The following is a 24,865-nucleotide window of genomic DNA, read 5'->3' as shown; positions in this document are numbered from 1 at the left end:
CTTTATTTTTTATCCTTTTTAAATGGATTCCAATCCTTCATTTTATCTTTAATCTTATCAACATCTTTTTTATCACCCTTCAATATTTTACCCGCTAAGCTATCTAAAGGATTATTTAAAACAGTTTTAGCTTGTTTTATAATATTCGAATCAACATGTTTGCCTGCTTCTTCAGCTGCTTTATCAAGTACTTTGTTTTTATATTCCTCCGTTTTTTGGGCAGCTACACGTTTTAAACTGTCGGCGTATTTATCGATTTCTTTTGCTGCTTTTTCCTTCAATTTATTCGTCTCTTCTTCAAGTCTAGATTGAATTGTATCTTTTAATTGATTCCCAACATTTTCAATAATCGACTTTGAATCAGATGCCGATTCTCCTTTTTCATTAACGAGTTTAAATGTAAAGGAAGGATTTGTAAGCCCTCCTTTCATATTTACCAATACATTAATTCCATTATTAGCTACACCTTGCAAACCTACTTTACTTAACAATCCATTTAATTGTTCAAGACCTTTCTCTAATTTAATCGATTGCATAAATCCAGAAACCTTATTTTTTGGAATTTTAAATAAAAGCAGATAATCCATCTGACCTGAGACTCTATGTGTACCATTAATATTTAAATCAATATCGTCCAATTTTTTATTAAAATCTTTAATGGAAACGAGTCCATTTTGGACAGTGATCCAGTTCTTAGTGTTCTTTATATTTAAGTTTCGTATGGCGTTTAATTTCAATTTATCAGCAATTGCCTCTAATGGTTTAAATCCTTTAATGGATCCTTCCAATGTTTCAATGATGCCATCGATATTAATACTATCAATTACAGGAAACATGTCTTTTCCTAGTACTCCTTGAAATATCAAACTACTATTAAAAAAACCTTGAATATATTCTAGTACCGGGGCTAATTTCTTTACACTAACAAAAGAATTTAAAGTATTTGAAAACTGAACTTTACTGAGATCATATTTAAAATTAAATTTTGGCTGTGCTGGGTTACTTGCATCCAAAATGCCATTCAAAAACATTTTGCCACCTAATGCATTTGAATTGAGATTATGAAATTGAATTTCTTGATTCACAACTTTCAAATTGCCTTTCACTTGATTCAAAGTCAAAGGTTTATAAATAAATTGATCAACTAAAAAGTCGATATCAAAATGAAAGAGTTTAGAAATTTCAAAGGGTTCCGATGCTGCTGCTGTACCGTTTGAATTTGTCGAATATACTGGACTTAAAAACTGATCAGCGTTAAATACAGTAGCCTTTAAATTCAGGCTGCCCTGAATTGGTTGATCGTACATAGAAAATGCAAATACATTTCTCAAATTTCCACTTCCTGAAATTGAATTTTCATTTATTTTAGCAGTAAATGTATTTATATTCAATTGATCACCTTGAATTCTTGCATCGGAATAAATATTTTGAATATCATATTCTGGATAGATTAGTTTAGAAATTTTTGCTTGAACCAATAATGAAATCTGGTTCAATATTTTCAATTCACTTCCCAGATATTTTACAGGTTTTTGATTTGAAGTATTTGCGACCGGATTCATCCATTCCGTTAAGTCAATCAGACTACTTGTTCCAGTAATTGAGCCTGTAACAATTTTGTTAGAAGTCATCATATTCAAAGGATTTATGACATTCCCGGATGCTGCCAGATCACTTCTGCCAAATCGCAATTCTAATACCGGGATATCAATTTTTTTAGGACTCAAATGGAATAGGGCAGAGGGTATTCCAATTAAAGGCAGCTCCTTACTTTTATACTCTAAATTTTCAATCTTTAAACTACCATCCAACCGTATTTGATCATATACATCATTTATAATATCACTTTTTGAAAAACCAAAAGCAAGATCCGGCTTAACTATTCCTTTCATTGTACTTCCAGATTCTATTGGATAAAATCGTTCAACATCTGCTAGATTAATTTGACCTTTGACATTGCCAGATGATTTGAAATTATCTAATAAATTCGAAATTGAAACAGAGCCTTCAAAAGATTGATTATTTAATAAAAAAGAAAATTTATTTACATTAAAGTAGGCTGTTTTTGCATCTGGACTTTCGTTTTTTGAAACCAAATCAAGATTGACATTTTCAAGGCTTAATTGTTTCGTTGGATATTTCATTGATCCATTCATAACTGAACATAATAAATCCCAGGAAGGGTAAACTTTGTCACTAGCTGAATAAATACCTTTAATGGAAGCATTCAATAGAAAGGTACCACTTGATGTCACATTTGAATAGTCAGCAGTGGATGCTTCTGGAAGTATAGAAAAAAGATCTTTAAACTGATTTTCAGGAGCCTTAATCGCAATGTCAGAAATTATAGAATCCCCTTTCAATTGAAGAATTCCCTGGATGTCTAATTTAAGATTATTAAAATTAAAGGAGCCTTTTGTTACTTCGAACTTGCCTTGAGAATCAAAATATGTAAGATTTAAATCTGATTTCATAGAGACTTCCTTTAGTAATTTCATACCATTTGCTTGAAATGTGATGGTATCAATTTGTGTTGAAGTTTGAATTAAAGTACGGTCACTCATAAAACTAAAAGCCCCTAGGTGATTAATAGCCTTTAAAACCAGTTGAGTGCCGCTGGGTTGATCCAGATAATGAATTGCCCCATTTATGATTTTAAATTTTTCAATGGTAAGCTCAAGTGAAGTTGAATCGTTTGAATTATGGTCTGGATCTGGTTTAACGATATCCGCATTCGATACTAAACTATCATATTGAATAATTGAAATAATTGGTTTTACAAATTCTATGGCTGCTATCGAAGGGACTTCTTTTTGGCTTAGTACATCCCATAAATTCAAACTAATTAAAAACTCATCTGCTTTGATTAAATCTGTTGTATCTTCTAATACATATGATTTACAGTTTAATTCAAGTAGCGATAAACTTAGATTTGGAAATTTTTTGAACAATGAAATAGAGACATCTTTAAATTCAAAACTTCCAGTCAAATTCTCATTGGCAATTTGCTTAACTTTTAAAACTAAGCGATCTTTAAATAAATAAGGTAATGTAAATAAAATAAGCAGGACTGAAATTAAAACGATGAGTGTGATTTTCAAAAATTTAGGCATGTAAGTGTATTTAACTATATCAACTACTATAATACAAAAATAGTGTCCTGTTGTTGAAGATTAGCCCATATTTAAGCTTTTTTAGCTTTATTTGTGCGGTGAATTTATTAGAAGTTAAAAATTTAAGAGTTAGTTATAACCAGGATGGCACTTCAGTTGAAGTGCTAAAAGGCATTGATTTTCAGGTTCCAATGGATTCAATTGTAGGCATAGTAGGCGAGTCCGGTTCCGGAAAAACAGTAACAGCAATGTCTATTATGCAGCTTCTTGACAAAAAAAGCCTGCAAAGTTCAGGAAGCATAAACTGGCATGAATCGAATACAACTATAGATTTTTTAAAGCTTCAAGAGGAAGAAATCAGAAGCTACAGAGGAGCTAAGATTGGAATGGTTTTTCAAGAGCCAATGTCTGCCTTAAATCCAATTTTAAGATGTGGCTTTCAAGTTTCTGAAGGCTTATACGCTCATCATTATGGATCTAAATCTCAAATTAAAGATCGAGTTCTCGAATGTTTTAAGTTGGTAGGACTTACAGATCTTGAACGCGTTTATAATGCTTACCCTTTTCAATTATCTGGTGGGCAATTACAACGGGTATTAATTGCACTTGCAATCAGTTGTAAACCAAAATTAATTATTGCCGATGAACCTACCACCGCCTTGGATGTAAGCCTTCAGCGAAAAATTCTTGAACTATTAAAACAACTTAAAAAGGAATTAGGCCTTTCTATACTTTTTATTAGTCACGATTTAAATATTGTTAAAGAACTTTGTGATTATGCTATAGTCATGAATCAAGGCAAGATTATTGAACAAGGCAACATTCAGAAAATCTTTGAAAACCCAGAACATGCTTATACAAAAGGATTGATAAACTGCCGACCACCATTAAAAAGAAAAATAAGAAAATTGCTTACGATTCAAGATTTTGAAACGCCCCAAACATCAAATAATAGAGACCATGAAAATTCATTTGTAAGTCAATTTGAAATAGACAAAAGACTACAATCCTTGGGATTGAAAAAAGATTTAATTACAGTTCAAAAATTAAATATACGCTATACTACAGGTCGAACATTTTTTGGAAAGATTAAGAATGAGATTCATGCTGTGCGCGATGTTAGTTTTACAATCAAAGAAGGGGAAACCTTAGGTTTAGTTGGTGAGTCGGGAAGTGGTAAATCGTCCATAGGGAGGGCAATTTTAAATTTAGTAAAATCGTCTTCAGAGGTAATTAAATACAAAGAATTAAATCTTAACACAGTGTCTCAAAGTAACTGGAGACCTTTGAGAAAGGATTTACAAATTATTTTCCAGGATCCATATGGAGCTTTAAACCCAAAGCAAATTATTGGTAAAGCACTTATGGAACCGATGGAAGTGCATTCTTTGTATAATAATCCAAAGGATCGGAAAGACAAGGCTATGAATCTTTTAGAAACTGTTGGATTAGAGGTAAGCCATTTTAATAGATATCCACATCAATTTTCAGGCGGCCAACGGCAACGTATTTGTATTGCACGAGCACTTTCTTTAGAACCTAAATTCATTGTTTGTGATGAACCAGTTTCAGCCCTCGATGTTTCTATTCAAGCCCAAATATTGAATCTATTGGTTGATTTAAAAAATAAATTTGATTTAAGTTATTTATTCATTACGCATGATCTCTCTGTTGTAAATTTTATTGCAGATCGTATTGCGGTTATGAAAGATGGAGAAATCATTGAATATGGTAACTGCAATAATATCATCCATAACCCAAAAACAGCCTACACTCAAATGTTGCTTGCATCTACTCCGGATTAAGATTTATTCAAAATTTTTGTACCCATTTAAAAACGTATTTATGGGCATTTTTCGCTTTCCTTCCGCTTGGATTTCAGTAATGTTTATATATCCATTTAAACAGGTAACTCTTAATTGATTGGATTGCACAATGAATTTTCCAGCTGGATAATTATGGATCTCAGAAATCATGGTGGCTGCATGTATTTTATATGTAATATTTTTGTTAATAAACCATGCACATGGGTAAGGTATTAAAGCCCGGATAAGGTTATAAACATTATGGATATCCTGATTCCAATCTATTTGGCAATCTTCTCTAAAGATCTTAGGCGCATTCGATACGAATTCCTCAAGTTGAATCTTCGGAACTATTGTCCCATTTTCTATGTTTTCAATCGTTTCAGCTAATAGTTTTGCTCCCATTAATTTCATCCGGTCATGTAATTGACCACCGGTTTCGTCAAGTCCAACTTTTATTTCAATGGTAGCTAGTATAGCTCCTGTGTCAATTTGTTTATCAAGTTTAAAGACAGTTAGTCCTGTAATTTCATCACCATTCATAATGGCTCTTTGAATAGGAGCAGCTCCTCTGTACTTTGGCAACAAGCTACTATGTAAATTAATAGTGCCATATTTAGGCATTGACCAGATACTTTCAGGTAACATTCTAAATGCAACGACCACAAATAAGTCTGCTTTAAGTTCCTTTAGTTTTTTATAAAACTTAGGACTTTTTAAATTTATAGGTTGTAAAACTGTAAATCCTTGTGAGACAGCATATTGCTTAATTTCTGATAGATGCATTACATGACCTCTTCCTGCTGGCTTATCCGGGGCAGTAACAACAGCAATAATGTCATTTTTAACACGCAATGCTTCAAGTGAAGGAATTGCAAACTCAGGAGTGCCCATAAATATAATTCTCATACAAAAAGCGTTTATTCTACAAATAAAGCGCTAAATAGCGATATTAAATATAGTTTTGCAAAGACATTAATGTACTTCAATACCTAAGCTTTAATTTGTGAAAATTTCAATACTCTTCGGACTTCCTTTTCTTATTTGTTGGTTTTATTGTTCCAACATTCATTCTAAAGAATTTATACAAACCCAAGGTTTGCATTTTCTAATGGCTGATGGTGTCCACAAATCAACGATTAAGAATCAGGATACCATAATACCTAATCCATCAAAGTTCATTTGCTACTTAATTTCTGGCAGTTTTCTGATTCCAAAAAATGCAGATACGCAAGTGAACAAATTATTGAAATTGGGCTTTACGAAAGCTTATAAGTATAATTTTCCAAATACAGAATTTTATGCTGTGGTGGTTGATACCTTCACGAATCAAGAACGTATTGAAAAAACCATTTTAGAACTCTCAAGCAATAAATTAGAATTCTTTACAAAGTGTTTATAATTTTTAAATACAAACGCACTACCAAATCGTTCAAGAACTTTATTAAAATTCAATTTATGATTCTATATAATTATAATCTTTTGCTCCAATCTTAATCAGAAATGCTGAAAATCAAAAAACTTGATTTAATGCTTATAAAAGGTTTTATCCCGCCTTTTGTATTATCTTTTCTAATGGCCTTATTCGTGCTTGTAATGCAAGTATTTTGGTTATATATTGATGATATTTTAGGGAAAGGGGCAGGTATATTGGTGATTCTTGAATTTTTATTTTATTTAAGTTTCTCCTTAACTCCAATGGCGCTTCCTATCGGTGTATTATTGGCCGGTGTATTTTTATTTGGCAACTTGGGTGAGCAGTATGAGCTTTCCAGCATGAAGTCAGCTGGAATTTCGCTCTTTCGAATCATGCGACCACTCATACTTATGTCTTTTTTTGTAGCTCTGTTTTCCTGGATTTGTTCAGATTACATAATACCTCGTACGAATTTAAAATACTTGAGTCGATTACATGATCTCAAAAGGCAAAAACCAACACTCGGTTTAGATGAAGCAATTTTCAATGAAGATTTTTATGGTTATACCATTCGGATTGGCAATAAAAGTTCAAACGGAAAAGACATTCAGGATATATTAATTTATGATCATAGTCGTTCAGAGAGTTCTGGAGAAAAAACAATCATCTCAGCAACGAATGGGAGAATGTATGTCACGCCTCATCAAATGTACTTAATCATGGAATTAAATGATGGCACCGTTTATCAGGATCCAGGAAATTCAAAATCTGCAACATCGAATTTGCCATTTATTAGAACCTCCTTTGTTGAACTCACAAAAGTTTTTGATCTTAGTGAATTTCAGTTGGATCGAACGGATGAAGACTTGTTTAAAAACGACAAGCGTATGAAAAACAGTCAACAATTGCGATTGGAAATTGACAGTATTAATCGGTCCTTACATAAAACACCCCGAGGAATTTTCAATAACCTAAGTATTAACAGAGTACAAAAAAAAGAATTGGATACTTTTAAAAAGTCAATCACATTTAGTCATTATTACTCTACAACAAACCTCCGACTCATGGATAGTCTTAGCTGCCAATGGGATATGCGGGATTCCTTCCTATATCAAAGCTTGCAGAAAAAAGTACTAGGAACTATAGAAATTAATCAAAGTCAGAAACTCTCAGATGAAAAAGATAAACGGCAAATTAAAGTTCAAAAAGCCAAATTTGAATATGAACTTTTTATCAAATATTCATTTGCAGCGGTTTGCCTCTTATTTATTTTCGTTGGTGCACCGCTCGGCGCCATTGTGCGAAAAGGTGGATATGGCTATCCTCTTATTATTTGCATTTTAGTTTTTGCAGTCTATATTTTACTTAACACATTTTGTAAACGGCTTACCGAAGGACTCAAAATACCAACTGTTTGGGCTGCTTGGTTGCCGTGTATCTTATTATCAATTCCTGGTATTTTTTTAAGTTGGTCTGCAATGCGGGATCGAAATGTATTTGATGATTTTAAATTATTTTTAAAAAACGTACTTTCTCATTTTAAATCCCGAAAAAAATAAAAATAAAAAAACTGCCTGATATTAAACCAGGCAGCTTTCTTTAAAAATTCTTATCTTGATATTGTGGGAAAAAGACTTCCAGATATTTCAACTGTTTTAAGGTCAAAAACACGAATTACATATAGATTATATTTAAACCCTTTAATGCATTGTAGGGATTCTCCAGTAATTAAATCTGCGCCGTCTAATGACCATCTAAAACGATACCCAAATTTTGCTCCGCGAGCATCATCATCCAGTACTTTTACTCCCAAGCTTATAGCTTTTGCAGTACAATACTGTCTGCTTACAATTACATTAAATCCATTCCGCCGTTCCACAGGTATTGCAGATTCTACTTCTTTAATATTCTCATGGAAGCACCGATCAGACTTTGGATTTGCGATCACAGAATAAGAGATAGACCGACCATCCAGACAACAAGTCAAATCATCTGTTACAGAAATACAACTTTGATCTGCAAGAATTTGCAATTCTGCAACCTTTTCCTTTAAAGCTTCTATACAATTTGTTTTGTCATTACAAGCATCCAAAAGATTAAAGGGTTTTAAAGATGATTTGCCTACTTCTATACCATTTAAATCAACAGTACTAACAGGAAGAGATTCTGGGGCGCAGGCGCTAAGTAGCCATAAAGCAACCAAATAAAAAGCATTTTTCATAATTCATAATTTTAGGGTGAATAATTCATTTACATAGGTTTATTGCAATCCTAAATAAAAGTGATCAGTTCACTAAAATTATTTTTAATCAGGCTTCCTTTGTTTCGTCCAATTCTGATTCTATAGCCCGCAACAGATTTTCACAATAACTTACGAGCTTCTTGGCTTTTTTTATCTCATTTGGAAGTTCTTCAATAGGTATAGATTCCTCTTTAATTCGATCGCAGATGAGCTGTAATTCTTGATATGCCTGCAAATAGCTTAGGTTTTTCTGTGCCATTTTTTATTAATTGTACTGGTAATAGACCCATTTGAAAACAGGGTAGTGAGTTCTTCATCAGGAAGCAATTCATTTATTTTATATAACAATTGATCTTTACAATAAGTCAAAGAATACCCTTTCTTTAAAATTAAATTAGGATCATTTGAGTCCAGAAAATTAAGATATTGAATAAGTTCATTATGAGTTGCATTTAAAAATTTATGTCCATCAAAGAACAAGCGATGTTTCCATTGTGTTAATTCTCTTTCTTGAATCTTTATGGTTTTTAAAGAATTCGATTTATATGTTTGTGCAAAATCTAGTATTTGTTGTTTTGAATAATTTAGCAGATGACGAACCTGCGTGTTTATTTCTTGCAATTTTTGAATCATAGATTGCTCAAAGTTAAAATTCATATTCAATATTGCATCTGCAACTGCAGTTGGTGTTTTTAAAGATGAATAAGCAGACAGATCCGCGATGCTTTCATCAATAAAATGTCCAATTCCGGTAAAAACAGGTAATATACTATCTGAAATACATTCAGAAATTTCAAAAGAATCAAATTCAATTAAATCATGTTTAGAACCTCCTCCCCGCAATATGATAATCAAATCAAATTGGGAAGCATCTTTAATTATTCGATGAAAGGCATTCTGAATTTCTTGTACTGTTTTATCACCTTGCACAGAAACATCATAAAGCTGAATTCTAAATTTATAAGCAAAATTATTTTCGAGCAAATGATTTTCAAAATCAATAAAACCCGCGCTATTTTTACTACTGATAACCGCTATACTTTGCAAAACAGGCTTCAGTGCACGTTCTTTATTTTTTTGCCATAAACCCATTTTTTTTAATCGCTCCACAGTACGCAATCTGGATTGTGCAATTTTACCTAAAGTATATGCCGCATCTACATTTTGAACAACTAATTTAAGTCCGTATCGAGCATTATAATCCACTTGGACCAATACTCTAATTTCATTACCTTCTCTTAAAATTTGTAATAAATCTACTGCATTAATCTTTTTGATTGCAGCAAAACTTGATTTCCATATAACAGCAGAAGATTGAGCAATAATTGTATCCTGTTCGTCTTTTTCAACAAGCTCCAGATATGCATGTCCTGCTTTTTCCTTATAACTTAATAATTCTGCTGAAATCCAGATAGCATCCTGAAAATTGATTGCAAGAACCCGCCTAATATAAGAATTGAGCTTACTAAGTGTAAAATGTTCCAATTACGATACCAGTACTTTTTTAACTAAATCCGCCGCTTCCTGTAATAAAATTGCAGAATGCACTTTCAATCCAGAATCATCAATAATTTTTTTTGCAACTTCGGCATTCGTACCTTGCAACCTAACAATAATAGGCACTTCAATGTTCTTCATATTTTTATATGCATCAACAATGCCTTGTGCAACCCGGTCACAACGAACAATACCACCAAAAATATTAACAAGAATAGCTTTTACTGCTGGATCTTTTAAAATAATACGAAAAGCTTGCTCTACACGATTTGCATCTGCAGTTCCACCAACATCCAAAAAATTTGCTGGATTCCCACCAGACAGTTTAATAATATCCATAGTTGCCATTGCCAACCCAGCTCCATTTACCATGCAGCCAACATTTCCATCAAGTTTAACGTAGTTCAAATTATAAGCTTTTGCTTCCACTTCTGTCGGATCTTCTTCAGATTCATCGCGCATTGCTTCAAGATCTGGATGCCGATACAATGCATTATCATCAATTGCTATTTTGCAATCCACAGCAATAATCTCCTGATTACAATCTTGTAGTGTTGGATTTATTTCAATCAAGCTAAGGTCTAATTCGACAAAAGCATGATAAAGATTTTTAGTAAAAGATACCATTTGCTTAAAAACAGATCCTTCAAGCCCTAATTCAAATGCGATTTTACGTGCTTGAAACTCCTGAAATCCCAAAGCAGGATCTACATATTCTTTATAAACTAAATGGGGTGTTTCTTCAGCTACTTTTTCAATATCCATCCCACCTTGAGGGGAATAAATAATTACATTTTTTTGGGTAGCGCGGTCTGTTAAAATAGAAAAATAATATTCCTTACAGGCATCAAAATCAGGTGCGTACGAGTCTTCTGCTATATAAATTCGACTCACCAATTTACCTGGACCTTCGAGACCACCTGGAGTTTGCGGTGTTTTAAGTTGCATTCCTAATATCTGAGATGCAAATTGAATCATCTCTTCTTTTGTTTTTGCTAACTTGACGCCTCCACCTTTTCCTCTACCGCCAGCATGTATTTGCGCTTTAACAACAACATATTTGCTGCCGGTATCTTTAATAAAAGCATCATAAGGATCAATTGCTTCTTCTACAGTTGTTGCAAGATAACCTCGTTGTGTTTTAATATGAAATCGACTTAATAATTCCTTTCCCTGGTATTCGTGTAAGTTCATTTACTTGTTTTTTATGATCAGCTTTTTAGCTATCGCATGTATTTTATCTGAAAGATGTATTATATATACACCATCAGGCATATAATTTAATTGTAGTATTTGTTTTGATCCAATAATTTCTGGAGTGTTGATAGAAATAAGTTGAGCATTTAAATTTCGAATCTCAACTTTTAAATTTTCTGTAAATAGATTATTTACATCTAATTGAATTCGATCAAATGAACTTGCTGGATTTGGGATCAATGCAAGTTCAGTATCGTAAAACTGGTTTTCTAGATTTACGATAGCTTTTGTTTTAAATACCCCAGGTTCAGATTCTGCTCCACAAAAATCAAACTCCGAAAAGGCTCTAACACGCCACCAATAGTTTTTTCCCTGAATTAAAGAATCAATTTCTACATAAGGGTTCGTAAGTAATAAATTTTTAATGACTACTGTAAAATTTTCAGTTCTTGAAATTTGTATAATATAATATTTAGCATTTGCTTTTGGTTCCCAAGAAATTAAAATCTTAGATGTAGAAACGACTTGACTATCAATAGGAAAATGTAATTCAATTCCAGTTTTCTCAATAAATTTAGGAAGTACATTAGTCCGTTTCAAATAGGATCTTTGGCCGTTAATATTTTTTTCCATTGCCACCATTTGATCGGAAGAAAAGCGATTCATACAATCGTCATTTGAATACGACATAAATAAGGATCCGTCTGCACGAAATGTAGAATCCCTTGTATCCCTTAAAATATTACCACTAAAACCATCTGGAGCGCATGTCCACCGATTACTTATATAATCAGGATGTGTATCACAAAACCGGTCTGCTTGATTTTTACAAAAATCACGCTCAACATTTTCTATAGAAGTAAATACTTGAGATTGAAAATCCTGCGTTTTTTTACTATTTGAATACTTAATTCCTTCCCAGCCAAAAAAAGTATGTGGCAAAGAAAAATAATGTCCCAATTCATGAGCCCAAGTATGACTTTGTTTTCCAAGGCAATTTTTACCTAGCGCAACGGCATCCCCACTATACGTAAAATATCCACAATTACCAGCAGGATTAGTTACTAAATAGCAATTAACAACATTCGGAAAATTACTTTGCTCCATCATTTCTTCTCCCTTTTCAAATGCTTCATGATCATTCCAGGATGTATTGCGGATATAATTAAAATCATTATCAAGGAAAAATTGGATTCCTGAAGGAGCAAAATCTTCATTCAATGTACACAAAGTTTCAAATAATGCCCAGGGAGCAAAAAATCCAATTGAATTATCATTACTAACATTATGAACTTTTAAGGGAATATACTGCGTGGCTTGATCTTGATTACCACTGCTTATATATTGCTTTTGATCTTCAATAATTTTTGCTTCATCGTGAAATGATGTCCCACAAAAGTTCGATTGGGCAAATATTCCAAGATGGAAACTTACCAATACTAGGCAGCTAATTAATTTCATGGATAGGGCTTACTGTATAATAAATTTTCCAGAATTAGAACGTTGCATTTTATCCAGAATGCGATACAAATGAAAACCTGAATTTAATTTTGGCAATGAAATGTTATTTTCTCCATTTACAATTGATAACTTCTTGGATTCTACGATTTTACCATTTGCATCTATAATTTGCAAACTTATAATTTGTGATTGATTCGATTGAATTATAAGATTTGGATGTTCTTCACTAATTTGAGTTACGAAAGAACGCACCCCTTCAATTTCTAAATTATCACTTGCAACGGTCCAGGATGGTGTCACAAAGGCTACCGCTTTTGGAACTACACAAAAACTATTTTGATTAAAAGGAGTCACCCTCCAATAATGTGATTTAGACTTTTTAAGGTTAGTCAAAACGGTATCTGAATGGTTTAGGACAAATACTTTTGCATTTATATTAAAGCCTGTATTTTCTGCAATTTCGAAGATATATCGATCAGCATTAGGCACATCATCCCAATCAAAATAAACAGTATCATATCCTAATGGAGCTGTATTAGCATTTGGATAATTATAATTAACCTGATCGGTAATTTCGGGTTTTGGGGTATAGACTGGATTTCGCAAGTAGTTTCTACCAGATGAGACATAATCTTTAACTATAGCGTCCCCTTGTTCTGTAGAAAATTGTTTAATACAATTTAGAAAATAACTCATTAAATTTAGTTCATCTGGGTCTAATTTAACATTATCAGGATCTTTTGCACAACCAGTATATACACAACCAGGTCCTTGAAATCCTAAACCAAGGTTATAATCCGCTGGTGTATCACAAAATCCATCAGCAGCTTCTTGACAATTTTTCTTTGAAGGATTCGTGCCTGGCTTATTGCGATCTACGTATTCTACAAGAAAACCACCACCAATTAGTATTGGTGTTGGTTTTGAACAGTTCATTGTTAACTCATCATATTTATCATTTTCCCACCCGAAAAAAGTATGGGCCAATGAAAAGTAATGCCCAAGTTCATGTGCTAATGTTGTTCCATTTGAGCTCACATATAACTTATTTGAAACGACATAATCACCTTGAGGTCTATAAAAAGCTAATACCCCCAGATCTGAAGCATTTGCAACATTCGCTGTAAATATGTTAATTGCATTTTTATTAGTTTGCATTTTTTGATTTATATATGCCTGCCCTAAGGTGCTCGTTGGATCATCAAATACAAATTGATTGTCCCAGTTTACAGTTTCTTTTAAGTAAAAAACCATATTTAAACTTGCATATATTTTGTTAAGTGCACATAAATTATCAATAACATTCTTAAAAGGCAAACGTCCTGTTCCATCTGCTCTTGCAACTAACCAATACCGCACCGGTACATAGCTCGGAGCTCCTCCTCGCTGAATTAATTTTCCCTGCCATACTGCTCGATTCTCAAGCATCCTTTGCTTTATAAGGAGATTGTCTTCCAGGCTGGAGCCACAAGTACCTAACAACTGTTGGGAAAACCCGGATGCTGTTAAAAACAAACTTAGAATAATTGAAACGAAAGCTTTATTCATACTAATATTTTAAAATATGTTTGCAAGAGGCCACAAAATTAATACTTAGTTTTATAGTTTTGCGGTTTAATTTATAGAACGTTTCAAAATGAAAAAAGTTACTGTCATCGGAGCTGGCAATGTCGGCGCAACTGTTGCTAACGTATTGGCGCACAAGGATTTCGTAGAAGAAATTATTTTAGTAGATATTAAAAGCGATCTCGCAGTCGGTAAAGCTTTGGATACCTGGCAGCAAGCACCGGTGGATTATTATTCAAGTCGTCTGATTGGTACGGACGATTATGCACGCACCGCAGATTCTGAAATTGTGGTAATTACAGCCGGTCTACCTAGAAAACCTGGAATGACACGCGATGACCTAATAAGTACAAATGCTTCCATCGTAAATTCAGTAACTTCCTCCGTTCTAAAATACTCTAATAACCCGATCATCATTGTGGTATCTAATCCATTAGATGTAATGACTTATGCAGCTTATAAGGTGTCTGGATTAAATTCTTCTCGCGTAATCGGGATGGCAGGGGTTCTAGATACTGCTCGTTATCGTGCATTTTTAGCACAAGCTTTGGATGTTTCACCGAAGGACATACAAGCCTTACTTATGGGCGGCCATGGAGACTCTATGGTCCCTTTGCCAAGATTTACAACGGTTTCAGGTATTCCTGTTACTGAATTAATAGATACAGATACTTTAAACGCGATCGTTGAACGTACTAAATATGGTGGAGGAGAACTCGTGAAGTTAATGGGTACCTCCGCTTGGTACGCACCCGGTGCCGCTGCTGCTCAAATGGTTGAATCGATTGCTAAAAATGAAAAAAGAATCTTTCCATGCTGTGTCCATTTAAACGGGCAGTATGGTTTAGATAATGTTTTTGTTGGAGTTCCAGTTAAATTAGGAAGAAATGGAATAGAGATCATTATTGAATTAAAATTAACAGAGAGTGAACAAGCGCTCCTAAATCAATCTGCAGATGAAGTTCGGTCAATGATGGAAGTGTACGATAAGCTTCCTGGCTAAATATTGACTAAACATTTTACTTAACACCTTGTTTTCTGTTCATGGTGTTATATAGTGACGTGATACAGAACATGATTACCAATGATGGCAATTCTGTTTTTGATCAATCCAACAAATCAGATGTATTGTTGGTTTTTTTACGACATTTTGGTTGCACATTTTGTAGAGAGGCACTAGAAGAATTGAGTACATTACAAAATGAAGGTAAATTCCAGAATACTCAGTTGATTTTAGTACATATGTCTAATGAAGAAATTGCTGCAAAATATTTTGAAAGATATCACTTAAATCATGTGTTGAGAGTAGCAGATCCAGATTGTAAATTTTATAAACAATTTGGTTTGTTAAAAGGCACCTTTAATCAACTTTTTGGATTCCGATCCTGGTTTAGAGGGATTGAAGCAGGACTTATTAAAGGTTATGGTTTTGGAATGCAATTAGGTGATGGTTTCCAAATGCCCGGTGTTTTCTTAATTTCTAATGGGAAAATATTATCATCTTTTATTCATAAATATGCATCCGATAAGCCCAATTATTTAAAAATGGTAAGTTGTTTGTCTGTGCAATAAATTAGTAGTGTAAAGGCGTTTTTCATTTATGAAAATATATTTGCTTCAAATTTTCGTTTTCTGTACCATTTCAGGAACTCAAGCCCAAGTTCCTATAACGCCAATTGATAGTATGCGTTTTTATGCCGACGCAATGTTCTCAATGCGTTTAATTGAACATAAATTGTTCGCCGAACATCAGTTTTTAAGACTCGCCACAACGCTCATAAAATCTAATGAAGATAGCTCAAAATTAAGCTTTCATCCTTCCTTTGTCATGGCAGAATCTGCAGATAAAAAATTAAAAATTGTTTCCTGGCAGATAGATGAAAATTTTCAAAATTATCGATATGCAGCATTTGTATTTGCAGATTCATGTAAGCCTATTTTTCTCAAATCTGAAGAGCGCAATTTAAATAGGATTAATTTTGAATCATTCACGGAGCACAATTGGTATGGAGCTTTATACTATCATTTTGTCCCTGAGAAAATAAATGGCTACTATACTTTGTTTGGATATCGTTTTTCAAAAGACGGAAACAAACATCGATTCATTGATGTAATAAAAATAGATCAGGGCAATATCCAAATTGGTAGCCCGATATTCAAGCATTATGATACTAAAGAGCAGGAGGAATTATATTTCAGACATGTCATTCATTATTCTCCTTCAGCAAATGTTATACTCCGATATGAGGAAGATTCAAAAATGATTTTCTTTGACCATATTGATCAAATTACAGATTCGAAATCTGGTGAAGTATTAATGGTACCTGATGGAACCTTTGAAGCTTTTGAACTTAAAGATGGATATTGGAATTATATCCCATACCAAAGAGGTGAAATTTTAGAAAATGCACCTCGGGAGCGACCCGTTCTTGGAAAAGATTCTAAGGATCTATTTGGGAAAAGCAAAGTGAAATAAACTTATACATTTCACTTGATTTAAGTTTCAAACAAAAAGCTACTTTATCTATAAATTTTCATTTTTTATAAATTCAAATCTTAGAATATGCTTGGAATTAGCATTTAACTTAGCAATTTCAGAGCGTAGATATCCTGGAATCCATAAAATCTCAGTCTCTGAAGCTAAAACGTATACCAATTCTTTATCAAATAAGCTAACTTTTAAATCGGTTAATACATCTTGAACCTTTTTATGCTTTCCAGCCATTCCTAAAGGTTGTATTACATCACCATCCTGCCATTTTCTATAAATCAGAGGGTATATGGTTTTCTCATAATCGATAATACAGGTATTTTGTGAATCTGGAAATTTTACGGCAGCAAAATCTATGCGTTCTTCTTCCCATTTTAAGATTCCTGCAAGCCCTATAAATTGACCAGATGCGTCTTCAATTAAATAGTTAGATTCAATGATTTGTTGATTATTCCTTTTGCGGATTATAAGAAGATCCCGATCTATTAAAAGCTCATGCTCATTTTTATCATAAAATAATTTACCTGTTGTAAAGTAGTGATTTTTTATTTCAAGTATCGTTTCTGGGTGAAATCCTAATTCAACTAATGTTGTACTTACAAAGTAAAATCGATCCAATACTGGCTTGATAATCTCCGTAGAATTTGATTTATAAAATACATTTTCCAGTTTCCATTCATTATATATAATTTCTAAAAATTGGTCCAATGCTGTTAAATGTTGAATACTCCTCAAAACAAGTTCATCAAAAGCAGGAATTTTTTTATTCAATAATGTTAAAACGTCATTCCGTATAAAATTTCTCAGATATTTCGATGCATGATTTGTAAAATCTTCTCTATATGGAACTTCATGTTCACTTGCATAATCGTACAAAGTAGTTTTTCGAATTTCTAAGAATGGTCTAAGAATATAATTTGATTGAAATGCCATTGCTTTTAAACCTTTTAATCCTGCCCCTCGAGATAAATTCAAAAAGAATGTTTCAATCTGGTCATCAGCATGATGTGCTGTTAGAATAAAATTAAATTGTTCATGCGCTCTTAGTTCATTAAAAAAAAGATATCTAATGTTTCTGGCTTCTTCCTGTATGTTAGAATTCGAATGGATTGTTACCTGTTTAATAAAACAAGGAATGTTTCGTTCTAATGCCCATTGGAGAATTAATTGTTCATCTAAATCAGAATCTTTCGCTCGAAGTGCATAGTTGCAATGTGCAATGGAAAAGTTAAAACCTTCCCGGTATAAAACATCACACAAAACCATGGAATCGATGCCTCCGCTCACTCCAACGAGTAGTTTGTCATTTTTAGAAAACAGTTCTTGATTTTGAATAACTTTGCGGGGCGTTTTTAACATAATAATTTTAATATGAAGAAATTTAGTTTGATCTGTTCATTAGGGATGCTTTTAATCTGCTGTAAAAATAAGGAGAACAAGAGCATGGAAGCTATTTCTGGGTCTGAAAACTCAAAATTAGAAGAAATCAAGTTAGCTCCACCTACAATGGGAAGAATTGACGATCAATTTATTCAATTGTCTCAATCCCAAAAAGAAAACCTGGATTTGACAAATATGCTGTGGCATTATAGTTTTGCATTATCGCTAAAAGAAGCTGCACCGAAAGAAAATATTTACAAAGGTCAATGGCTAGATCTTCTACCTAAAGGTGAGTATAAAAAAGGACTTTACGGAGAAACAACTGAAACGGGAAGGTATATATTCGATGAAAAAACAACATTTCTCGAACTCCGGTCTACAACTGGTACATCTTCTGAATGGAAGGTTAAGGTAGATCCAGCAACTATGATACTTATTGGCACCGCAAAATATAGCAACAACCCATGGCAAATTAAATTATCAAGAGTAGATACCTTGCCAGGTAAATAAGAATTGATTTCTTTTAACCAGCTTGAGATATATGAAACACACAATTGGGTATTTTAATAGTTTGAATTGATAATCAAGGGCTTCACAGTGAACAAATGATTATTTATCAAAATACATTACCAATTTGCCCGTACTAACTGCTTTAGATAATTAAATTTAGGGTATTTCGTCTATAAATACTGAAATTTTAATGGTGGATCATGCTAACGCTTATTTAATCCTTTGAGAATCCAACCATTTGCGATAAGCTCTTGCATTTAGTAAATGACCTTCCAGCGATTTCGCGAAAGTATGGGTTCCATCATAACCAGGTTTAGCGCAAAAGAATATGTAATCATGATTTGTTGCATTCAGCACGGAATCAATAGTAGCTGTTGATGGCATCCAAATCGGCCCTGGAGGTAAGCCTTCAACCAAATAAGTATTATAAGGTGATTCTGTTCTTAAATGCTGCAATAATACCCGTTGAATTCCTGTTAGGCCCATTGCAAAAACAACCGTAGGGTCTGCTTGTAATTTCATTCCTGTTTTTAAGCGATTTAAGTAGACACCTGCAATCATTCCTTTTTCAGATTCATTGATTGTTTCTTTTTCTACAATGGAAGCCACTGTGTAAATTTCAGACGCACCTAATGATTTCTCTGCAGCTTTTTGTAGTCGGTTTTCTTTTAACCAGAAATTTTTATTTTCTTGCAACATCCGCTGTAAAAATCGATCACCGGAAGTTGTCCAGTACATTTGGTATGTATTTGGAATAAATAAGCTAAGTATATTTTCTTTAGTAAAATTTAATGTCATTAAATTTATGGAGTCCGTTAGTAAGCTTACAAAAGCCATTGAATCCAGCATCATAACAGCACCTAATTTACCTGAAAGTTGATAAATATCTCTAACATTATTGATTGTAACATTGATAGCATCCTGAGCACCACTTCGCAATTTATTAATGATTGCAAAATTATGATCGTCCTTTTTAAACAGATATCGACCTGGCTTTAATTTAGTAAGCTTCATAATTTTAGCCAAATGCATAAAAGAGCTTGTATCAAAAAGTATACTATCCATTTTAAGGCCTATGGCAACATCTGTTTCATTTGGATAGACATATAATTCCATTCTTGAGCTTGATCTCACATTCGCATTAAATGCAGCACAATAGCTTAGGTAAGCAAAAATACCAATGCTTAATAATGCGATAGCTGAACCATAAAAAGCGAAGTTATTTAAACGCATTAATATTGCTCGGATTCATTGGGGAAACTATGACTCTTAACATCTGCAGTATAGTTTTTAACTGCCTGGTCAATAATTTCAAAAAGATTTGCATAACGTCTTAAAAAGCGGGGATGAAATTCATGATTAATACCTAACATATCATGACTTACCAATACTTGCCCATCTGTTCCAGCACCTGCACCTATGCCAATTGTTGGGATTGTAAGACTTTGGCTGACTTCTAAAGCAAGTTTAGCTGGTATTTTTTCGAGAACAATACTAAAACATCCTGATTTTTCAAGAAGTTTGGCATCATGTCTTAATTTATCAGCTTCTGCCTCTTCTTTTGCCCTTACAACATAAGTGCCAAATTTATAGATAGATTGAGGAGTTAATCCAAGATGTCCCATTACAGGTATACCAGCTGATATTATCCGCCGAATTGAATCTGTAACTTCTGAGCCACCTTCCAGCTTAACAGCATGAGCACCGCTTTCCTTCATAATCCGAATCGATGATTCAAGGGCTCTTTTTGTATTCCCTTGATACGATCCAAAAGGAAGATCAACAACTACTAAGGCTCTTCGAACTGCTCTCACGACAGATTGGGCATGATAAATCATTTGATCCAAGGTAATCGGCAGGGTAGTTTCATGACCAGCCATGACATTGGAAGCAGAATCCCCGACTAGCAGAATATCAATACCCGCAGCATCCAGTAATTTAGCCATTGAAAAATCATAGGCAGTGAGCATAGCAATTTTCTCACCTTGAAGTTTCATTTCAGTAATCGTATTAGTTGTAATACGTTTGAGATCTTTGTGAATAGACATGGCGTAAAGTTATAAAACTCACTCCTTTTCTAACAGTTAAATTGGCAAACTAAAGCGCTTTTAAATTGGATTTGATTTCAATTTAACTTTGGAAGAATGTCACTTGACCAAATTTCTTTAAAATAGCTTCAAAATATACAAATTCTAGCAGTCTTTCCTGATAATTTTAATCAATTGGTAGTCTGATTTAAATTCGAGATTATTTTAAGTTATTGAGTCATAGATGCTAAAAGTATTATTCTAAAACAATTAAAATAGCAAACTAATTCTTGTTTTAACACAATTCAACCGGGTTCTAAAATTTTATTAACTTAATAAAATAGACACCATTACAAAATGTTGACCTTTTACCAAATTTCATCAATGAAAATCTAAAATTAGAGAATTTTTAGCTTTAACTTGTAAGTTTATTAGCTTAGTATGCTTAATATCAAGCATTTAAGTACACTTAAATTGGAGCATAAAAAAAGGAAGATTGTATATTAGAATTCGAATTCATTCGTTTTAAGCAGTGTAAATCAGTTTGTGTTTTTGAGAATAGCTTTAAAACCTATTTCATCTTGTTTATCTTTGAACCATGAAAATCCTAACTCGTTTTATTTGTTTTTTACTTTTGGCTGGCTTTTTAAATTCTTGTTCAGAAGATTTTCAATTAACAGAACCCTATAAAGACATTCCGGTTATTTATGGCCTTTTAAATCGAGCAGATACGGCTCATTATATACGGATTCAAAAAGCATTTGTAGATGAAAACATTGCTTCTACCCAATTGGCCAAAAATCCAGATTCTTTATATTATCCAAATCCAACTGTCAAATTAGTAAATGAACTCACAAAACAAGAGTTTTTACTAAGTAAAGTGGATGGAAATCTTGAAGGACTTGTAAGGCAAAATGGACCTTTTGCTACAAGCCCAAATTACCTATATAAAATTTTGTCTAAGGATATCAATTTAAAAGGAGGCGATAAAATAACTTTGCAATTATTGAGAGGTGATGGTAAAGCACCAGTAACAGCAACGATAATACTTGTTGGGGATATCAGTTTTACATTTCCGGATGACAATACCAGACAGTTAAAGATATTTTATGAAAGTTCCTATTTATTTGGTTGGAAACATCAATCAAATACCTCTGTATTTGATTTAAAAGCATTGGTTTCAATTGATGAATTAAATATCGTAACTCAAAAAGTGGAAACTAAAATAATTGAAATACCGTTTGCTAAAAGTTTTCCTGGTAAAACTGGATCATCGACAAATATCAGTAGTACAAAAGTGTTAGGTTCAACTTTATATAACTTTTTACATGATCAATTGACTGTTGATCCAAGTATTGAACGATACATTAATAAACTTGATTTTTATCTTACCGGTGGAGGGCCAGAGATCCAGAATTATCTAAATATTATCAATGCGAATACTGGTATTACAGCTTCTCAGGAAATCCCACGTTATACTAACCTTTCAGAAGGTTTTGGAATCTTTAGTTCAGCAGTGACTATCAAAAAAACGATTACGTTGCAAAATCCAACCATTGATTCTTTACAAATGCATCCATTGACAAGAGACTTAAATTTCAAATAAGTTCTATTCATTAGGATGTATTCATCTTCATTCTGTCTAAACGAATCCATAAGATGCAATAATTGATGAATTGAATAGAGTTATGATGGCAACTCTTATTTTCAATAACCAACATTAATTATGGATCAGCCATTAATAAATATTGAGCATTAGTGTTTATTAGGTCATTTGTTAAATTGAAAGCAAAGACTATCCTTTTATAAACTATAATCAATATAGTTAATAGTTAAAATCAGAAATATTTATATCTGGTAGATTTCCAAATAGATATGACGGAATGACATATTATAAAATTTATTTATGTCAAATTGATACTTATTTACTGGAATAACTGACATAATTTCCTGTATTTCAGGATGGCATAAGGATTGACATCTATAATTTAAATCGAAATAATGGGAAAAATAATAGGAATAGATTTAGGTACAACCAACTCCTGTGTTGCAGTTATGGAAGGTAACGAACCAGTTGTTATTGCAAATGATGAAGGTAGACGCACAACGCCTTCTATTGTAGCTTTTTTAGATAATGGTGAGCGTAAAGTAGGAGATCCTGCAAAACGCCAGGCAATTACGAATCCAAGGAAGACCATTTCATCAATTAAACGCTTTATGGGTGGTCGATTTGATGAGATGAACCTCGAAACTGGAAGGATGACCTATAAAGTTGCGAAAGGAGACAATAATACCTGTAGGGTAGATATAGATGGCAGAATGTATAGTCCGCAAGAAATTTCTGCAATGGTTTTACAGAAAATGAAAAAAACTGCAGAAGATTATCTTGGCCATGAAGTAACAGAAGCTGTAATTACGGTACCTGCATATTTCAATGATTCTCAGCGGCAAGCAACAAAAGAAGCAGGAGAGATTGCAGGATTAACCGTAAAGCGTATTATAAACGAACCTACTGCGGCCGCTTTAGCTTATGGATTGGATAAGAAAACAAAAGACATGACCATTGCTGTTTATGACCTTGGTGGTGGAACGTTTGATATTTCTGTGTTGGAATTAGGCGACGGCGTATTTGAAGTTAAATCTACTAATGGGGACACACATTTAGGAGGAGATGATTTTGATCAGGTTATTATAGACTATTTGGCAGATCATTTTAAATCCCAAGAGAACATGGATCTAAGAAAAGATCCAATGGCTTTACAACGTTTAAAAGAAGCATCTGAGAAAGCTAAAATTGAATTATCCGGATCTACCGAAACGGAAATTAACTTGCCTTATATTACTGCTATGGATGGGGTTCCTAAGCATTTGGCATTGAAATTAACCCGGGCAAAATTTGAACAATTAGCAGATAATCTCGTAAAGCGGACTTTAAAACCGTGTGAAGATGCTTTAAAAGATGCAGGCTTAACCAAGAATGATATAGATGAAATTATATTGGTAGGAGGTTCAACACGGATTCCAAGAATACAACAAGTAGTTGAAGAATTTTTTGGTAAAAAACCTAATAAAGGAGTAAATCCTGATGAAGTAGTAGCTGTAGGAGCAGCAATACAGGGTGGTGTATTAACGGGTGAAGTAAAAGATGTTTTATTGCTTGACGTTTCTCCACTTTCTTTAGGAATTGAAACTTTGGGTGGTGTTTATGATGTTGTGATAGAAGCAAATTCAACGATTCCAACCAAAAAATCAAAAGTGTATTCTACTGCAGCAGATAATCAGCCTTCCGTTGAAATACATATTTTACAAGGTGAACGCCCTATGGCAAAGGACAATCGCTCTGTAGGACGGTTTATCTTAGATGGTATACCCCCTGCACCTAGAGGGGTTCCACAAGTTGAGGTATCCTTTGATGTGGATGCGAATGGCATTTTAAGTGTAAGTGCTTTAGATAAAGGGACTGGTAAAAAGCAAAACATCCGCATAGAAGCTTCTACAGGTTTGACTAAAGTTGAAATTGAAAAAATGAGAAATGAAGCTGCCGCAAACGCAGATTTAGATAAAAAAATTAGAGAGAAAGCAGATAAAATTAATGAGGCGGATGCTTTAATTTTCCAAACAGAGAAACAATTAAAGGAATATGGAGATAAAATTCCTGCAGAGAAAAAGACTGTTATCGAGACCACTGTGGAAGCATTAAAAAATGCACACAAAACGCAGGATTTAGATTTGATTACCAAACATGTTGAAGAGTTGAACACTGCATGGCAAGCGGCAAGTCAAGATATGTATCAAGCCACCCAAAATGATCAAACGGGTTCTAATGGAGCTCCTGAAAATCAAACAGGGAATGGCACTGATGAAAAAGTAACGGACGTTGAATTTGAAGAAGTAAAAAAGTAAAAATTTGATTTAAAATCGCAAAGCTGGGAATTATACATGATGTATGATTCCCAGCTTTTTTGTTCATTCCAATTTGTTCTCAAAATTTACTTTGAAAGAACATTATTTAATGGATTTTAAGCAAGAAAAAAGCGTTCATATTCTAAAATTCCAATTCCAATTTTCTAAACAACAATGGGGTAGCTGAAAATAATGTAGCTTAAAAATGCATTATTGGCCCTAATTCACCACCTTGATCAAAAGTTATTTAATTTGG

General features: G+C 33.3%; 19 protein-coding genes and 1 pseudogene. 9 read left to right on the top strand and 11 right to left on the bottom strand.

Annotation, left to right across the window (positions count from 1 at the left end; translation table 11 throughout):
- Positions 1 to 2 precede the first annotated feature (2 nt).
- Entirely contained in the window at positions 3 to 3,113 is a 3,111-nt protein-coding gene (locus tag IPO86_10630) for a hypothetical protein (GenBank protein MBK9728563.1), read from the bottom strand.
- 104 nt (positions 3,114 to 3,217) lie between these two features.
- Between IPO86_10630 and IPO86_10625 the strand changes: the two are divergent.
- Positions 3,218 to 4,918: pseudogene (locus tag IPO86_10625) on the top strand (ABC transporter ATP-binding protein).
- Positions 4,919 to 4,921: 3 nt separating this feature from the next.
- On the opposite strand, the gene IPO86_10620 reads toward IPO86_10625, so the two are convergent.
- On the bottom strand, positions 4,922 to 5,827 hold the full coding sequence (locus tag IPO86_10620) for a methionyl-tRNA formyltransferase (GenBank protein MBK9728562.1): 906 nt from the start codon (positions 5,825 to 5,827) through the stop codon (positions 4,922 to 4,924).
- A gap of 97 nt (positions 5,828 to 5,924) precedes the next feature.
- Between IPO86_10620 and IPO86_10615 the strand changes: the two genes are divergently transcribed.
- Entirely contained in the window at positions 5,925 to 6,320 is a 396-nt protein-coding gene (locus tag IPO86_10615) for an SPOR domain-containing protein (GenBank protein ID MBK9728561.1), read from the top strand.
- A gap of 101 nt (positions 6,321 to 6,421) precedes the next feature.
- Positions 6,422 to 7,894, top strand: a complete 1,473-nt coding sequence (locus IPO86_10610; GenBank protein ID MBK9728560.1) for an LptF/LptG family permease — start codon at positions 6,422 to 6,424, stop codon at positions 7,892 to 7,894.
- 50 nt (positions 7,895 to 7,944) lie between these two features.
- Here IPO86_10610 and IPO86_10605 read toward each other — a convergent pair whose 3' ends face one another.
- The 6 genes from IPO86_10605 to IPO86_10580 all read right to left on the bottom strand — a co-directional run bounded on the left by IPO86_10605 (position 7,945) and on the right by IPO86_10580 (position 14,280).
- Positions 7,945 to 8,556 carry a hypothetical protein gene (locus IPO86_10605; GenBank protein ID MBK9728559.1) on the bottom strand — a complete coding sequence of 204 codons (612 nt, stop codon included), beginning with the start codon at positions 8,554 to 8,556 and terminating at the stop codon, positions 7,945 to 7,947.
- Between the two features lie 88 nt (positions 8,557 to 8,644).
- Positions 8,645 to 8,836 (bottom strand): exodeoxyribonuclease VII small subunit, encoded by a 192-nt coding sequence (locus IPO86_10600; GenBank protein MBK9728558.1) that lies wholly within the window; start codon positions 8,834 to 8,836, stop codon positions 8,645 to 8,647.
- A complete protein-coding gene (xseA, locus tag IPO86_10595) occupies positions 8,818 to 10,062 on the bottom strand; it encodes an exodeoxyribonuclease VII large subunit (protein ID MBK9728557.1) in 1,245 nt (414 codons plus the stop codon). Before xseA ends, IPO86_10600 begins: the two co-directional genes overlap by 19 nt.
- Entirely contained in the window at positions 10,063 to 11,268 is a 1,206-nt protein-coding gene (gene sucC, locus IPO86_10590) for an ADP-forming succinate--CoA ligase subunit beta (GenBank protein ID MBK9728556.1), read from the bottom strand. It lies immediately after the preceding gene.
- Positions 11,269 to 12,732, bottom strand: coding sequence for a T9SS type A sorting domain-containing protein (locus IPO86_10585; protein MBK9728555.1), 1,464 nt, complete (start codon positions 12,730 to 12,732; stop codon positions 11,269 to 11,271).
- Positions 12,733 to 12,741: 9 nt separating this feature from the next.
- On the bottom strand, positions 12,742 to 14,280 hold the full coding sequence (locus IPO86_10580) for a T9SS type A sorting domain-containing protein (GenBank protein MBK9728554.1): 1,539 nt from the start codon (positions 14,278 to 14,280) through the stop codon (positions 12,742 to 12,744).
- An 88-nt stretch (positions 14,281 to 14,368) separates the two neighbouring features.
- Here IPO86_10580 and mdh point away from each other — a divergent pair, with 88 nt between their 5' ends.
- From mdh to IPO86_10565, 3 genes are read left to right on the top strand one after another with little or no spacing between them, the layout of a single operon-like run.
- Positions 14,369 to 15,301 carry a malate dehydrogenase gene (gene mdh / locus IPO86_10575; protein ID MBK9728553.1) on the top strand — a complete coding sequence of 311 codons (933 nt, stop codon included), beginning with the start codon at positions 14,369 to 14,371 and terminating at the stop codon, positions 15,299 to 15,301.
- 41 nt (positions 15,302 to 15,342) lie between these two features.
- On the top strand, positions 15,343 to 15,870 hold the full coding sequence (locus IPO86_10570) for a redoxin family protein (protein MBK9728552.1): 528 nt from the start codon (positions 15,343 to 15,345) through the stop codon (positions 15,868 to 15,870).
- A gap of 28 nt (positions 15,871 to 15,898) precedes the next feature.
- Positions 15,899 to 16,774, top strand: coding sequence for a hypothetical protein (locus IPO86_10565; protein ID MBK9728551.1), 876 nt, complete (start codon positions 15,899 to 15,901; stop codon positions 16,772 to 16,774).
- 48 nt (positions 16,775 to 16,822) lie between these two features.
- Here IPO86_10565 and tilS read toward each other — a convergent pair whose 3' ends face one another.
- A complete protein-coding gene (tilS, locus tag IPO86_10560) occupies positions 16,823 to 18,148 on the bottom strand; it encodes a tRNA lysidine(34) synthetase TilS (GenBank protein MBK9728550.1) in 1,326 nt (441 codons plus the stop codon).
- Positions 18,149 to 18,160: 12 nt separating this feature from the next.
- Here tilS and IPO86_10555 point away from each other — a divergent pair, with 12 nt between their 5' ends.
- Positions 18,161 to 18,679, top strand: coding sequence for a hypothetical protein (locus IPO86_10555; protein MBK9728549.1), 519 nt, complete (start codon positions 18,161 to 18,163; stop codon positions 18,677 to 18,679).
- Between the two features lie 210 nt (positions 18,680 to 18,889).
- Here IPO86_10555 and mltG read toward each other — a convergent pair whose 3' ends face one another.
- Together mltG and panB are read right to left on the bottom strand one after the other, a co-directional pair.
- Positions 18,890 to 19,912, bottom strand: a complete 1,023-nt coding sequence (mltG, locus tag IPO86_10550) for an endolytic transglycosylase MltG (protein MBK9728548.1) — start codon at positions 19,910 to 19,912, stop codon at positions 18,890 to 18,892.
- The gene (gene panB, locus IPO86_10545; protein ID MBK9728547.1) at positions 19,912 to 20,727 is read right to left on the bottom strand and encodes a 3-methyl-2-oxobutanoate hydroxymethyltransferase; all 816 of its coding nucleotides are present in this window, start codon (positions 20,725 to 20,727) and stop codon (positions 19,912 to 19,914) included. The genes mltG and panB overlap by 1 nt, the downstream gene beginning before the upstream one ends.
- 577 nt (positions 20,728 to 21,304) lie before the next feature.
- On the opposite strand from panB, the gene IPO86_10540 reads away from it, so the two are divergent.
- Positions 21,305 to 22,312 (top strand): DUF4249 family protein, encoded by a 1,008-nt coding sequence (locus IPO86_10540; GenBank protein ID MBK9728546.1) that lies wholly within the window; start codon positions 21,305 to 21,307, stop codon positions 22,310 to 22,312.
- Positions 22,313 to 22,707: 395 nt separating this feature from the next.
- Positions 22,708 to 24,609, top strand: a complete 1,902-nt coding sequence (dnaK, locus tag IPO86_10535) for a molecular chaperone DnaK (GenBank protein ID MBK9728545.1) — start codon at positions 22,708 to 22,710, stop codon at positions 24,607 to 24,609.
- Positions 24,610 to 24,865: the final 256 nt, after the last annotated feature.

This window comes from Saprospiraceae bacterium (genome assembly GCA_016717265.1).
GTDB lineage: Bacteria > Bacteroidota > Bacteroidia > Chitinophagales > Saprospiraceae > Vicinibacter.
The sequence above is the reverse complement of the archived record's forward strand: the minus strand, read 5'-3'. Positions and strand labels throughout refer to the sequence as shown.